11 protein-coding genes are annotated in these 13,902 nt (G+C 69.4%); 5 read left to right on the forward strand and 6 right to left on the reverse strand.

Translation table 11 applies throughout. The annotated features are described in order from the left end of the window. Nucleotides 1-75 precede the first annotated feature (75 nt). The 3 genes from BLV49_RS07795 to BLV49_RS07805 all read right to left on the reverse strand — a co-directional run bounded on the left by BLV49_RS07795 (nucleotide 76) and on the right by BLV49_RS07805 (nucleotide 5,632). Complete coding sequence (locus tag BLV49_RS07795; RefSeq protein ID WP_091182320.1) at nucleotides 76-522, reverse strand: DUF2185 domain-containing protein; 447 nt, start codon at nucleotides 520-522, stop codon at nucleotides 76-78. Between the two features lie 73 nt (nucleotides 523-595). Then, a complete protein-coding gene (poxB, locus tag BLV49_RS07800) occupies nucleotides 596-2,320 on the reverse strand; it encodes a ubiquinone-dependent pyruvate dehydrogenase (RefSeq protein ID WP_091182322.1) in 1,725 nt (574 codons plus the stop codon). A 72-nt stretch (nucleotides 2,321-2,392) separates the two neighbouring features. Then, the gene (locus tag BLV49_RS07805; protein WP_245723580.1) at nucleotides 2,393-5,632 is read right to left on the reverse strand and encodes a DEAD/DEAH box helicase; all 3,240 of its coding nucleotides are present in this window, start codon (nucleotides 5,630-5,632) and stop codon (nucleotides 2,393-2,395) included. A 63-nt stretch (nucleotides 5,633-5,695) separates the two neighbouring features. On the opposite strand from BLV49_RS07805, the gene BLV49_RS07810 reads away from it, so the two are divergent. Further along, nucleotides 5,696-5,944 carry a hypothetical protein gene (locus BLV49_RS07810; protein WP_143033996.1) on the forward strand — a complete coding sequence of 83 codons (249 nt, stop codon included), beginning with the start codon at nucleotides 5,696-5,698 and terminating at the stop codon, nucleotides 5,942-5,944. Between the two features lie 15 nt (nucleotides 5,945-5,959). Here BLV49_RS07810 and BLV49_RS07815 read toward each other — a convergent pair whose 3' ends face one another. The 3 genes from BLV49_RS07815 to BLV49_RS07825 all read right to left on the reverse strand — a co-directional run bounded on the left by BLV49_RS07815 (nucleotide 5,960) and on the right by BLV49_RS07825 (nucleotide 9,241). Next, complete coding sequence (locus tag BLV49_RS07815; protein ID WP_091182326.1) at nucleotides 5,960-6,265, reverse strand: hypothetical protein; 306 nt, start codon at nucleotides 6,263-6,265, stop codon at nucleotides 5,960-5,962. Nucleotides 6,266-6,361: 96 nt separating this feature from the next. Continuing rightward, complete coding sequence (locus BLV49_RS07820; protein ID WP_091182328.1) at nucleotides 6,362-7,720, reverse strand: APC family permease; 1,359 nt, start codon at nucleotides 7,718-7,720, stop codon at nucleotides 6,362-6,364. Between the two features lie 57 nt (nucleotides 7,721-7,777). After that, nucleotides 7,778-9,241 (reverse strand): SulP family inorganic anion transporter, encoded by a 1,464-nt coding sequence (locus tag BLV49_RS07825; RefSeq protein WP_091182329.1) that lies wholly within the window; start codon nucleotides 9,239-9,241, stop codon nucleotides 7,778-7,780. A gap of 55 nt (nucleotides 9,242-9,296) precedes the next feature. On the opposite strand from BLV49_RS07825, the gene BLV49_RS07830 reads away from it, so the two are divergent. The 4 genes from BLV49_RS07830 to BLV49_RS07845 are packed head-to-tail and all read left to right on the forward strand — an operon-like array spanning nucleotide 9,297 to nucleotide 13,894. Next, a complete protein-coding gene (locus BLV49_RS07830; RefSeq protein ID WP_091182331.1) occupies nucleotides 9,297-10,751 on the forward strand; it encodes a CCA tRNA nucleotidyltransferase in 1,455 nt (484 codons plus the stop codon). A gap of 52 nt (nucleotides 10,752-10,803) precedes the next feature. Continuing rightward, nucleotides 10,804-12,030: a trans-sulfuration enzyme family protein gene (locus BLV49_RS07835; protein WP_091182333.1), complete on the forward strand. Its 1,227-nt coding sequence runs from the start codon at nucleotides 10,804-10,806 to the stop codon at nucleotides 12,028-12,030. Between the two features lie 42 nt (nucleotides 12,031-12,072). Beyond that, complete coding sequence (locus BLV49_RS07840; RefSeq protein ID WP_091182335.1) at nucleotides 12,073-13,047, forward strand: carbohydrate ABC transporter permease; 975 nt, start codon at nucleotides 12,073-12,075, stop codon at nucleotides 13,045-13,047. Next, a complete protein-coding gene (locus BLV49_RS07845) occupies nucleotides 13,034-13,894 on the forward strand; it encodes a carbohydrate ABC transporter permease (protein ID WP_091182337.1) in 861 nt (286 codons plus the stop codon). The genes BLV49_RS07840 and BLV49_RS07845 overlap by 14 nt, the downstream gene beginning before the upstream one ends. Nucleotides 13,895-13,902: the final 8 nt, after the last annotated feature.

A 13,902-nucleotide genomic window follows, 5' to 3' on the forward strand; every position in this document is an offset into this window, starting at 1 on the left:
CGCGGAAGTGGAGAGGATAACCGCGGGGGCCGGCCGACTATTCCATCATTCGTCGAGGAATTTCACAAACGCCGCTCAGAGCCGGTCGTCGTCCCGCAGGTCGTCGGCGCTGTCGATCGCATCGTCGTCGAACTCTTCCCACTCCTCGTCGAGGCCATCGTCAGCGTCGTAGAGCTCGTCGTCCTCGGCGTCGGGGTCGATCTCGTCGAAGTCGTCCGATTCCTCGTCGCGAACCAGGTGGGTGCCGGGCTCGGCATCGAGATAGGGGATGATCGCCTGGTCCATGTTCGCGATCATGTTCACGTCGAAGACGTCGACGTGCCGCTCGTCGTCGAGGTACTCCTGCGTCTCGTCGCCGGCGAGGAATCGCCAGCCGCTGTCGGAGTCGTCCTCGGGGTCCTCGCGGTACATGTAGCCGACGGCGCGGCCCGCCACCGTGATCTCGTCAGTCGCTGCCGCGGTTCCGCGACCGGGGACGAGTTCGACGATCTCGGAATCCGACAGCACGTATCTCTTGTCCATGCGCAACCCTCCGCTGGCATCAAGGATGAACCAGACGGCCGCGGTTCACAAGACCCCCGTCGGCAGACCGCGGTCAGAGCACCTGGCGCGCGTTCGCCCGAGCGAGATCGATGAGTTCGTCCCCTCGCCCGGACATCACGGTGCGGATCGCGTACAGCGCGAAACCACCCACCTGCTGCGCCGTGATCGCCGGCGGCATCGACAGCTCCTGCCGCTCCGTCACCACGTCCACGAGTGCCGGGCCGTCGTGCGCGAGCGCCTCACGCAGCGCGCCCTTGAGGTCGGCGGACCGCTCGACCCGGAACCCGCGGATCCCCATCGCGTTCGCCACGTCGGCGAAGTTCGGGTTCTCAAGCCCCGTCCCGTACGTCAGGATGCCGGCCGCCTTCATCTCGAGTTCGACGAAGTTGAGCGACGAGTTGTTGAACACGACGAGCTTCACGGGCAGCTTGTTCTGCGTGAGCGTGATGAGGTCGCCCATGAGCATCGTCAGACCGCCGTCGCCCGACAGCCCGATGATCTGCCGCCCGGGGAACGAGGCTTGCGCGCCGATGCCCTGCGGCAGCGCGTTCGCCATCGAACCGTGGGTGAACGAGCCGATCATGCGTCGCTTCCCGTTCATCGTGAGGTAGCGGCAGGCCCAGACGACGGGCGATCCGACGTCTGGGATGAACACGGCGTCGTCGCTGGCGACCTCGTCGATGGCGCGCGCGACGAACTGCGGGTGCAGCGGCTGCTTTCCGCGCCGCGGCGTCGCGAGATCGTCGAGCTTCTTGCGGGTCTTCTCGTAGTTCTTCCGGGAGGAATTCACGTGCTTGTCGCTCTTGTTCGTCGCAAGTCGCGGCAGCAGGGCCGCGGCGGTCTCGCGTACGCCGCCGACGAGGCCGAGGTCGAGCGGAGTGCGCCGGCCGAGGTTCTCGCCGCGGATGTCGACCTGGATGATCGTCGTGTCGTCGGGATAGAACTGCTGGTAGGGGAAATCGGTGCCGAGCATGAGCAGCGTGTCGCACGCCTCCATGGCGCGGTAGCCCGAGGCGAAGCCGAGAAGCCCCGTCATGCCCACGTCGTACGGGTTGTCGTACTCGATGAACTCCTTGCCGCGCAGAGCGTGCACGATCGGCGCCTTCAGCGCGTGCGCGAGGTCCATGACCTCGGCGTGCGCGCCCTGCACGCCGGCGCCGGCGAGGATCGTGACCTTCGAAGCGGCGTTGAGCAGCCGCGCCGCCTTGTCGAGCTCCTCGACGCTCGGGGTGACGGTGGACTGGGTCGCTGTCACGGGCACCACGAGCTCGTTCGCGGCCTCCGCGAGCCCGACATCGCCCGGCAGCACGATCACGGCGACGCCCCTCTTCTCGACGGCCGCGCGCATGGCGATGTGCAGGATGCGCGGCATCTGGTCGACGCTCGAGACGAGCTCGACGTACACGCTGCACTCGCGGAACAGCTCCTGCGGGTGGGTCTCCTGGAAGTAGCCGCTGCCGATCTCCTCGCTCGGGATCTGCGCCGCGATCGCGAGCACCGGCACGCGAGAGCGCTGCGCGTCGAACAGGCCGTTGATGAGGTGCAGGTTGCCGGGGCCGCAGCTTCCCGCGCACACCGCGAGCTCGCCCGTGAGCGCCGCCTCGGCGGACGCCGCGAACGCCGCGGACTCCTCGTGCCGCACCTGCACCCAGTCGATGTCGGCGCGCGTGCGCAGCGCGTCGGTGAAGCCGTTGAGGGAGTCTCCCGGAATCCCGTAGACCCGCTTCACCCCGCTCGCCCGCAAGGTGTCGACGATGTTCTCTGCGACGGTGGTCATGGCGCCCCTTCCCCGGTCGGTGCTCCGAGTGTAGGCACGGCCGTCGCCGGCACGGTAGGGGTTGCGGGCGGTTCAGCCCTCGAGCAGGCCGCGGATGTCGTCGGCGCTGAGCGCCTGGCTGAATGCCGAGTCGTCGTCCATCACGGCCTGGAACAGCGACGACTTCTTGCGCTTGAGCTCCATGACCTTCTCCTCGATCGTGCCGTCGGCGACGAGCCGGTAGACCATGACGTTCTTCGTCTGCCCGATGCGGTGCGTGCGGTCGATGGCCTGCTCTTCGGTCGCGGGGTTCCACCACGGGTCGAGCATGAACACGTAGTCCGCCTCGGTGAGCGTGAGCCCGAAGCCGCCCGCCTTGAGGCTGATGAGGAACACGGGAGCGTCGCCCGAGCGGAAGCCCTCGATGACCTCGCCGCGCCTTGTCGTCGAGCCGTCGAGATAGGAATATCGGATGCCGCTCGCGTCGAGCCTCTCGGCCGCCTTGCGCAGGAACGAGGTGAACTGGCTGAACACGAGCGTGCGGTGACCTTCGGCGATCACGTCGTCGAGCTGCTCGAACAGCACGTCGAGCTTCGACGCGGGAACCCCGACGTTCGCGGGGTCGACGAGCGAGGGGTCGAGCGCGAGCATGCGCAGGAGCGTGAGGGAGCGGAACACGATGAAGCGATTGCGGTCGAGGTTCTCGATGAGCCCGAGCAGCTTCTTCCGCTCCCGCTGCAGCACGGCGTCGTACAGTTCCCGGTGGGCGGGAGCGAGCTCGACGTGCAGCACCTGCTCCTGCTTCGGCGGAAGCTCGGTCGCGACGAGCTCTTTCGTGCGCCGCATCATGAACGGGCGCACGCGCTTGCGCAGCCGTTCGATGCGCTCGGGCGCCGTGCCGTGCTCGATCGGCTTCACGTACTCCTCGGTGAACCGCCGCGCCGACGGGAACAGGCCCGGCGCGGTGAGCGAGCACAGCGACCACAGGTCCATGAGCGAGTTCTCGAGCGGCGTTCCCGTGATCGCGAGCCGGAACGGCGCGGGAATGTCCTTCGCCGCCTTGTGCGCCTTCGAGGCCCGGTTCTTCACGAACTGGGCCTCGTCGAGGATGAGCCCGCCCCACTCCTGTGCGCGGTAGTCGGCGGCATCCAGTCGCATGACCGCGTACGAGGTGATGACGATGTCGGCGCCCGCGACGGCGTCCGCAAGGGTCGAGCCGCGCTTGCCGGCGGTCTCGGCCACGACGCGCGTGCGCAGCTGGGGTGTGAAACGCTCGGCTTCGCTCTGCCAGGTCGACACGACCGAGGTCGGGGCGACGACGAGGAACGGATGCCGCTGCCCGCTCTCGTGCGCGTGGGCGATGAGCGTGAGGGTCTGCAGCGTCTTGCCGAGCCCCATGTCATCGGCGAGGATGCCGCCGAGCCCGTGCCGCCAGAGGAACGCGAGCCACGTGAAGCCCTCCTGCTGGTAGGGGCGAAGCGTCGCGCGCACGCTCGCGGGCGGCGCGACGGGCTCGATCTGCGTGAGCCCCGCGAGGGCCGACACCGACTCGCGCCAGCCGACGGCCTCGACGGTCTCGTCGGCGAGGTCCTCGAACTCGGCCCACAGGCTCGCCTGGTAGCGGCTCAGCCGCGGCTGGTCGGGCTCCCACTCCTCAAGCGCGTCGGCCTCGTCGAGCAGCTCGCGCAGCCGGTCGAACGCGGGATGGTCGAGCGAGAAGTAGCTGCGGTCGATGAGCATGAGCTTCTTCTTGCCGCGCGCGAGCGCCGTGAACAGGTCGACGAACGGGATCTCCCTGCCTTCGATCGTGATGATGAAGCCGAGGTTGAACCAGTCGTTGTGCTCGCTTTCGACGGTCGTTATCGTCACGTGCGGCGACTCGGTGAGCTCGCGGTACTCCGGTCTGCTTCCCGTCACCTCGACGCGCACGCCCTCTGCCGCCTCGAGTGCGGGAAGCACGTGCTCGGTGAACTCCGCGGCGTCGACGTCGCGCAGTTCGAGGGCGTCCGCCTCGGGCGCGTCCGGCCACAGCTCGCGCAGCCGCGCTCGCACCTCGCGCTCGGCGTCGGCGTCGCGGCGCTCTCCGGGGCGCGCCTCGAAGGGCACGCGCCGGTTCGGGTCGTGGTACTCCCACTCGTGTCGTACGCTCAGCTGCGTGCGCCGGCCGAACCGCACGTGCGCGACGAGCGTCGGCGGAGCCACCTCGGGCAGATCGACCGACCCGTCGGCGCTCTCGACGGTGAGCGCCGAGCGCAGTCGCGGGTAGTAGTCGCGCAGGAACTCGGGCACGTCGTCGGCGGGCACGCGCAGCGGCTCCGGGTGCTCGAGCAGTCGCCGACGCTCGCCCGTGAGCGGCTCCTCGCCCGGGGCGAGGGTGAGCCGGATGCCGTGGTCGAGGCTGTAGCTGTACACGCCGTGCTCGCCGATGGGCGCCGTGCGCGCCGCGTCGACGCTCATCCCGTCGATCGAGACGATCGGCGCGAGCGTGAGGTCGCGTCCCTCGGCATGCGCGTCGAGTCGCACGCTCGCCGACCCGGCGAGCTCGACGCTCATCCCCCGATTGATGCCGACGAGGGCGACGCCGCGCTGCTCGGCCTCCCGCAGGAGCGTCCACAGCAGCGGGCTGCGGAAGCCGTCGAGCGCGAGCGTGTCCGCTTCACCGGTGAGGTAGCGCTCGCGGGTGGCGTCGTGCAGGCCGAGCAGCTGCGTGAACCACAGCAGCTGCCCGGGTTCGAGGCTCAGCCGGTTGATCTGGTGCGAGAGGGTGCGCCACGTGATCGAGCCCTTTATCCAGTTGTCCTTCTTGCCGCGCATGAGCGGGCGGATGCCGAGGCGCACGGCGGGCGCGTCGGCGAGGTCCGCGGGCGTCGCCGCCGCGCCGCCGCCCATGCGGGCGCTCGGCCGGGCGCGGCGAAGCTCGAAGCCGAGCGCGAGTGCCGAGCGCTCACCCGTCGGCTGCGGCTCGGGCGCGAGCGCCGCGATCGCGGTCTTCCACGCCGGCGCGTCGGGCTCGGGAGCCGGCCGGGTGCGCGAGGCGGCGTCGCAGCTGATGAGCGCGGCGGCGACGTGCTTGCAGCGGGCCTGCACGGGGCAGCTGCACGCCGTGAAGCTCGGACGCAGTCCTTCGCGCGCGGGCTTGAGGTCGACGCGGCAGCGGTAGGGCGCCGCCGAGTTGCCGAGCACGTGCGCCGAGAGCGTGCGCGCTGCAGAGTTCCAGCGCAGCTCGGAGACGGCGCCGCCGGCGGCATAGCGCGCCGCCCGCTCGTAGGTCGCCGCGCCGACGTAGGCTTCGACCGCGCCGAGGTCGATGGCGGGAAGAGGCTCGGCAGACACCAGACCATGTTCGCACGCCCCGCCCACGGCCTTCGTACGATGGGGGCATGGCCTTCTTGCGCGATGACACCCGTGAGCTGCTGCAGCGCCTGCTCGATGCCGACGCGGCCGAGGCTGCGCCGCCCGCGCTCGAAGCGGCCGAGCAGCAAGCCGACCGACCTGCCGGGGCTGTCGGTCGCCGAGGCCGCCGCGTCGCTCGGCATCAGCCCGCAGGCCGTGTACTTGCGCGTCTCGCGCGGACAGCTGCGCGCCGAGAACGTCACGCTTCCCGACGGGCGCTCCTACAAGCGCGTCTTCCCCGACGAGGGCTGAGCGGCCGCGACGCGATCAGCCGCCGAGGGGGTTCTCGCGCAGAGCGCCGTCGTCGTCGGTGCTCGTCGGCGCGCCGGTCGCCGTGCTGCCGGGGCTGAGCGCGCCCTCCGCCGTCTGAGCGCGGCGGTCCTCGTCGTCGGCGGGGTCGTCGGCGACGATGTCGGGGTCGCCCTCGGCATCCTGGGCGAACTCGTCGATCATGGCCGTGTCGGCATGGTCGGTGAGGTCGGTGTCCTCGGGCAGGTCCTCGAACGCGTCGATACTGCGAGGAGTGCGACCCGGAACGCCGTCATTCGGCTCCGGGGCGTCTGCGCTGGTCATCGGAGTGCTCCTTCTCGTTTCGCTTCTCTCACGTCTTGCGAGGCTAAGTCCCGCGAGCGGGGGCCTCCACGGGGTAGACGGGCCGGGTCGCTGGTGCTAGCGGGAGCGGCGCTTGCGCGTCAAGACCGTGATGACGTGCAGCACGACGCCGAGCGCGAGGAGCAGGAGGCCGTAGATCCAGACCTGGCCGCTCTGCTGCGTCATGAGGAGGATGCACGAGGCCGCTCCGAGCACCGGAACGAAGCTCCACACGCGGAAGTGCTTGTGGTCCACGCGGTCGCGGCGCAGCACGAGGACGGCGATGTTCGTGCTGAGGAACACGAACAGCAGAAGCAGAACGACCGTCTCGGCGAGCGTCGACACGTCGCCGACGAGAGTGAGCAGCATCGCCAGAACAGTCGTCGCGACGATCGCCGCCCACGGCGTGCGCCGGTTCTTCAGCACGGGGGTGAGGAAGGACGGCAGCAGGCCCTCCTCCGCCATGCCGTAGGTGACGCGGCTCGCCATGATCATCGTGAGCAGCGCGCCGTTGGCGACGGCGATGAGCGCGATGATGCTGAACAGCCACGGCGGCAGCGCCACGTGCGTGGCCTTGACCACTTCGAGCAGCGGCCCCGACGACTTCGACAGCTCGGATGCCGGCAGCGTGATCGAGCTCGCGACGCCGACGAGGACGTACACGACGCCGGCCGTGCCGAGCGCGGCGAACAGCGCGCGCGGATACACACGGGACGGATTCGTGATCTCCTCCGCCACGTTCGCCGAGGTCTCGAAGCCGACGAAGGAGTAGAACGCAATGATCGCCGCGGCGAGGATCGCGAGGGCGGGCGCGGTCTCGGCCGGGAACTCGCCGAGGCGCGAGAAGTCTCCGCCGTCGCCGCGGCCGACCATGATCGCCACCACGACGACGACGATGACGAGGCCGCTCAGCTCGATGACCGTCATCACCGTGTTGCTCTTGAGCGACTCCGAGATGCCGCGGGCGTTGAGGCACGCCACGAGGGCGAGGAACACGATCGCGACGGGAATCGGCGGCAGCTCGACGAAGGTGCCGAGGTAGTCGCCCGCGAACGCGAGCGAGAGTCCCGCGGCGCTCGTCACGCCGGCGGCGATCATGCTGAAGCCCACGAGGAACGACACGACAGGCCACGGGTAGGCGCGCTTCGCGTACACCGCGGCGCCGCCGGCCCTCGGGTACTTCGTCACGAGCTCGGCGTAGGAGCCGGCCGTGAGCAGCGCGAGCAGGAGCGCCACGATGAGCGGCGCCCACAGGGCGCCGCCGACCTCGGCGCTGAGGCTGCCCATGAGGGCGTAGATTCCGGCGCCGAGCACATCGCCGACGATGAAGAAGTACAACAGGGGGCCGGTGATGCGGCGCTTGAGCCGTGTCGGCTGCGCGGTCTCCTCCGGAACCGGCAGATTGCCGGCGGCGGCATCCGCTCTCTTCTCATTCATGCCGCGACGCTACCGGCGCGCCCTGCCGCGCGGACAGGCCTTGACAGGGCGCCCGCGTCAGCCGAGGGTTCCCGTGAGCCGCCCATGGAAGGCGGTCGAGCGCTCATCGAGGCCGGTGAAGCGCACGTTCACGCCGTGATCGCCGTATTTCGTCTGCACCGAGTCGAGCGAGGCGACGGTGGAGGCGTCCCAGATCTGCGCCGCCGAGAAATCGACGCTCACGAGCGGCGGGTCGTCGGCGTAGCGGAACTGCTCGACGAGGTCGTTGCTGCTGCCGAAGAACAGCGGACCCCGCACAGTGTAGACGGCGGATTCCGCGTCGGCGCTGCGCTCCACGGTGACGACGTGCGCGACGCGACGCGCGAACAGCACGATGGCGAGCAGCACGCCTGCCGCGACGCCGAGGGCAAGGTTGCTCGTGGCGACGACGACCCCGACGGTGACGACCATGACGGCCGTCTCCGACAGCGGCATGCGCTTGAGCGTGGCGGGGCGAACGCTGTGGAAGTTGACGGTGGAGACGGCGACGACCATCATGACGGCGGCGAGAGCGACCATGGGGATCTGCTCCATGACATCGCTCAGCACGGTGACGAGAGCGAGCAGGAGCACGCCGGCGACGAACGTCGAGATGCGCGTGCGGGCCCGGCCGAGCTTGACGTTGACAACCGTCTGGCCGATCATGGCGCAGCCGGCGATGCCGCCCCAGAACCCCGCGAGGATGTTCGCGACGCCGAGCGCCCACGACTCCCTGCCCTTGTGGGAGCGCGTGTCGGTAATGTCGTCGACGAGCTTCGCCGTGAGCAGGGTCTCCATGAGTCCGACGAACGCGACGCTGAGCGCGGTCGGGCCGATGATGCGCAGCGTCTCGAGATTCAGCGGAACGAGCAGCGGCGTGATGCCGGGCAGACCGCCCGCGACGGCGCCCTGGTCGCCGACCGTTGGCACCTGCAGGTGCGCGATCATCGTGATCGCCGTGACGACCACGATCGCGACGAGCGGCGCGGGCACCGCCGTCGTGAGGCGGGGCAGCCCGAGCACGATGAGGAGCGTGAGCGCGAACAGCGGGTACACGAGCCACGGCACGCCAAGCACGTGCGGCAGCTGGGCGGTGAAGATCAGGATGCCGAGGGCGTTCACGAAGCCGATCATGACCGAGCGGGGGATGAAGCGCATGAGCCGGGCGAGGCCCGTGACGCCGAACAGGATCTGCACGATGCCGGCAAGCACGACCGTGGGCAGCAGGTACTCGGCCCCGTGCTCGCGCACGAGCGGTGCGACCACGAGCGCGACCGCTCCCGCCGCGGCGGTGATCATGGCGGGGCGGCCGCCGAGGATCGACATCGAGACGGCCAGGACGACGGAGGCGATGAGGCTCACCTTCGGGTCCACGCCGGCGATGATCGAGAACGAGATGACCTCGGGGATGAGCGCGAGCGTCGTCACCGCGCCCGCGAGCACCTCGGTCGTGAGAAGGCGGGGACGGCGCAGCGCTTGAAGAGTCGTGGGGGAGGAGGTCACCGCTCAACCCTACGGGAGCGGCCGGGGGCGGCATCCGCCGGTTAAGATTGTGCGCATGGTGAAAATGGCCGAGGCGCTCGAACGACTGCAGTCCCTCGCCGGCTCACCCATCGTGCGGAGAGTCTCGACGGCCTTCGCCGATGCGGGCAAGGAGCTCTCGCTCGTCGGCGGTCCCGTGCGAGACGCCATGCTCGGAGTGCCCGTGCACGACTACGACTTCACGACCGACGCGAGCCCCGACGAGATCCTCGCCATCGTCGCGCCCCTCTCGACCGCGCACTGGGACATCGGGCGCGAGTTCGGCACGATCGGCGCCCGCGTCGTCGCGGGGGAGGGCGAGGACGCCGTCGCCGACACGGTCGAGATCACGACCTACCGGGCCGACGCGTACGATGGCGTGACGCGCAAGCCGGTCGTCGCGTTCGGCGACAACCTCGAGGACGACCTCAAGCGCCGCGACTTCACCGTGAACGCGATGGCGCTGCGCGTTCCCGAGGTCAGGCTCGTCGACCCGTACGGCGGCGTCGAGGACCTGCTCGACCACACGCTGCGCACACCGTCGAGCCCCGAGACGAGCTTCGGCGACGACCCGCTGCGCATGATGCGCGCCGCGCGCTTCGCGAGCCAGCTCGGCTTCCACGTCGCGGACGACGTGCAGGACGCCATGCGAGCGATGGCGGAGAGCATCGGCATCGTCTCCGCCGAGCGCGTGCAGGTCGAGCTCTCGAAGCTGCTGTGCACGGCAGCGCCGACCGGCGGCATCCGACTGCTCGTCGACACAGGCGTCGCCGACATCGTGCTGCCCGAGATCCCCGGCCTGCAGCTCGAGATCGACGAGCACCACCACCACAAGGACGTCTACGAGCACTCGCTCACGGTGCTCGAGCAGGCCATCGACTACGAGCGTGAACGGCACCCGGGCGAGGCACCCGATCTCGTACTGCGCCTCGCCGCGCTGCTGCACGACGTCGGGAAGCCGGCGACGCGCAAGCTCGAGCCCGGCGGGGCGGTGAGCTTCTACCACCACGACATCGTCGGCGCGAAGCTCGCGAAGAAGCGGCTGCGGGAGCTGCGCTACGACAACGACACGATCAAGTCGGTCGCGCGGCTCATCGAGCTCCACTTGCGCTTCTTCGGCTACAGCGAGGGAGCCTGGACGGACTCGGCCGTGCGCCGCTACGTGCGCGACGCCGGTCCGCTGCTCGAACGGCTGCACATGCTCACGCGCGCCGACGTCACCACGCGCAACCGGCGCAAGGCGGAGCGGCTCGCGTTCGCCTACGACGACCTCGAGCAGCGCATCGCCGAACTCGCCGAGCAGGAGCAGCTCGACGCCGTGCGGCCCGAACTCGACGGCAACCGCATCCAGGAGGTTCTCGGCATCCCCCCGGGGCCGGAGGTCGGGCAAGCGTACAAGTGGCTGCTCGAGCTGCGGCTCGACGAGGGCGCTCTCGGCCAGGACGAGGTCGAACGCCGGCTGCGCGAGTGGTGGGCGCGCCGCAGCGCGTAGCCGAGCCGTAACGCGACGACCGGCGGCACCCGGCCCAGCGTACCCTGAGCGCATGAGCGCACGCGTCGACAAGCACAAGCCCGACACACTCCGCACGACGAGCTTGGCCGTGCACGCCGGGAACGAGCGAGGACCCTCGGGCGCCATCCGCACGCCGATCGTGATGGCGAACTCGTACGCGCTGCCCGACGAGCCCGCGAGCATGAGCTGGTCGGGCACCGAGGAGCCGCTGTACACCCGCAACTCGGGCACCAATCAGCTCGGCCTGCAGAGAAAGCTCGCCGCCCTCGAGAAGGGATCGAGCGCGGACGACATCGACGCGGTCGTGCTCGCGAGCGGCGTCGCCGCCCTGCACGGCGTGTTCTTCACGACGTTGCGCAGCGGCGACCACGTCGTCGTCGGCGACGTCACGTACGAGGCGATCTACCGGCTGTTCACCGAGCTGCTGCCTGAGAAGTACGGCATCGACGCCGACTTCGTCGACACGAGCGACCCCGACGCCGTGCGCCGCGCGATGCGACCGAACACGCGGCTCGTGCACATCGAGGCGATCGGGAACCCGACGACGAAGGTCACCGACGTCGCGGCCATCGCGAAGATCGCGCACGAGTCAGGGGCCCTGCTGAGCGTCGACTCCACGTTCACGCCGCCGCCGTTCTTCCGGCCCCTCGAGCACGGCGCCGACCTCGTCGTGCACTCCCTCACGAAGTACATCAACGGACACGGCGACGCGATGGGCGGCGCCGTGATCGGTCGACGTGAGCTTATCCAGACCATCAAGGACGACGCAATGGTCGACGTGGGAGGAGTGATCTCACCCTTCAACGCGTGGCTCATCATGCGCGGCTCCGTGACGCTGCCGCTCCGGCTGCGGCAGCACCTCGACTCGGCCATGCGCGTCGCGGCGTTTCTCGAGCAGCATCCGCGCGTCGCCTACGTCGCGTACCCGGGGCTCGAGGCGCACCCGCAGCACGAACTGGCGGCGCGCCAGTTCGGCGGTGCCGGCTTTGGCGCGATGATGGCGTTCGCCGTCGACGGCGATGCGGCGACGCAAGACAGGTTCGTGCAGAATCTGCGGCTGATCACCTCTGCTGTCTCGCTCGGGCACGACGAGTCGCTCATCGTGCACGTCGCCGGGGGAGCGGACGCGGGGCCGCGCGTGCAGTTCTATCCCGCGGAATTCAAACGCCTCGGGCACTTGCGGTTCTCGATCGGGCTCGAGGACCCGGACGACATCATCGCGGACCTCGACGCCGCGCTCGCCGCGACGTTCGCCTAGCAGCCCGCCTCCGTGCACGCGCGCCATCGATACGATGGTCGGATGGCAGGAAACGTGGGCACCCCTCTGTCTCCTGCCGTTCCCCGAAACCCGCGAGCCGCCGCCTCGCGCCCCGCCGGACGACGCAGCGAACGGCGCCGAGCGGCCGGAGCGGCATACGCCCTGCTCGCGCCGAGCCTGTTCGGCGTGGTCATGTTCCTCGTCTTCCCCGTCCTCGTCGTCGTGTGGCTGAGCTTCCACGACTGGGACATGCTCTCGCCCGCGCGCTGGGCGGGGCTCGCCAACTACGGCGAGATTCTCGGCGATCCGGCGTTCATCAACTCGCTCCTCGTCACCGCGTTCTTCGTCGTGATCGTGATCCCCGTGCAGACGGCGCTCGGCGTGCTCGTCGCCTCGTTCCTCACACGTGGGCTGCCGGGAAGCGGCCTGTTCCGCGTCATCTACGTGCTGCCCTGGATCAGCGCACCGCTTGCGCTCGGCGTCGTGTGGAAGTGGATCCTCGCCCCCACCGACGGTCTGCTCAACACGATCATCGGGCACCGCGTCGAATGGCTCACGACCCCGGCGCTCGCCCTGCCGAGTGTCGCCGCCGTCGTCATCTGGACAAACGTCGGCTACGTCGCGCTGTTCTTCATGGCCGGCCTGCTGAACATTCCCGAGCAGCTCGTCGACGCGGCCCGCATCGACGGCGCCGGCCCCGTCTCCGTGTTCTGGCGCATCAAGCTGCCGCTGCTGCGCCCCACGATGTTCTTCGTGCTCGTCACGAGCGTCATCAGCGTGTTCCAGCTGTTCGACCAGATCTACGCGCTCACCGGCGGCGGACCCTACACGGTGACGGATGCCGCGACGCTCGGCCGCACGGACGTCGTCGCCATGCGCCTGTACAGCGAAGCGTTCGTCACTTTCGACATGGGCCACGCCGGCGTCATCGCGGTCGTCCTGCTCGTGCTCCTTGTCGCCATCACGATCGCGCAGCAGCTGTACTTCCGGAAGAGGACGACGTATGACCTCTCCTGATTCCGCGGTGCGTCGCCGTGCGCCGCGCGGGCGGCTCGGAACGGCCGGCGTTTACCTCACGCTCGTCATCGCCGCCGTGCTGACGCTCGCCCCGTTCGCCTTCAGCGTGCTGACGGCGCTCACCTCGCCCGGCCAGTTCGCGCGGGAGGGCGCGCTGAGCCTGCCCGCGCCGCCGACGCTGCAGAACCTCACCGAGGTGCTCGGCGGCGGTCACGGGCTGGGCCGGGCGCTCGGCGTCACCGTCGCGATGACCGGCGTCATCCTCGTACTGCAGCTGAGTTTCTCGATCATGGCGGCATATGCCTTCGCGCGCATACAGTTTCCCGGCCGGGCGGCGCTGTTCTGGCTGTACCTCTCCGGGCTCATGGTGCCGAGCGTCGTGCTCGTCGTGCCGCTGTACCTGATGATGGTCGAATCCGGCCTGCGCAACACATTCTGGGGTCTCGTTCTCCCGTTCATGTTCGCGAGCCCGTATGCGATATTCCTGCTCAGGGAGTACTTCCGGGGCATCCCGCAAGACCTCATCGACGCCGCTCGGCTCGACGGAGCCGGGCATTTCCGAATCATGACGGGTATCGTTGTTCCGTTGTCGCGGCCGATCATCGCGACCCTCGCCCTCATCACCGTCGTCACGCAGTGGAACAGTTTCCTCTGGCCGCTCGTGGTGACGACAGGGGACACGTGGGGAGTGATCACGGTTGCGACTGCTAGCCTCCAGTCGCAACACACCAGCAACTGGACGCTCGTGATGGCGGCCACGACGCTCGCCGTCGTCCCCCTCCTGGTCCTGTTCCTGATCTTCCAAAAGCAGATCGTGCGATCCATCACCATCACTGGTTTCAAGTAGTAAGAGAA

The organism is Paramicrobacterium humi (genome assembly GCF_900105715.1).
GTDB lineage: Bacteria > Actinomycetota > Actinomycetes > Actinomycetales > Microbacteriaceae > Paramicrobacterium > Paramicrobacterium humi.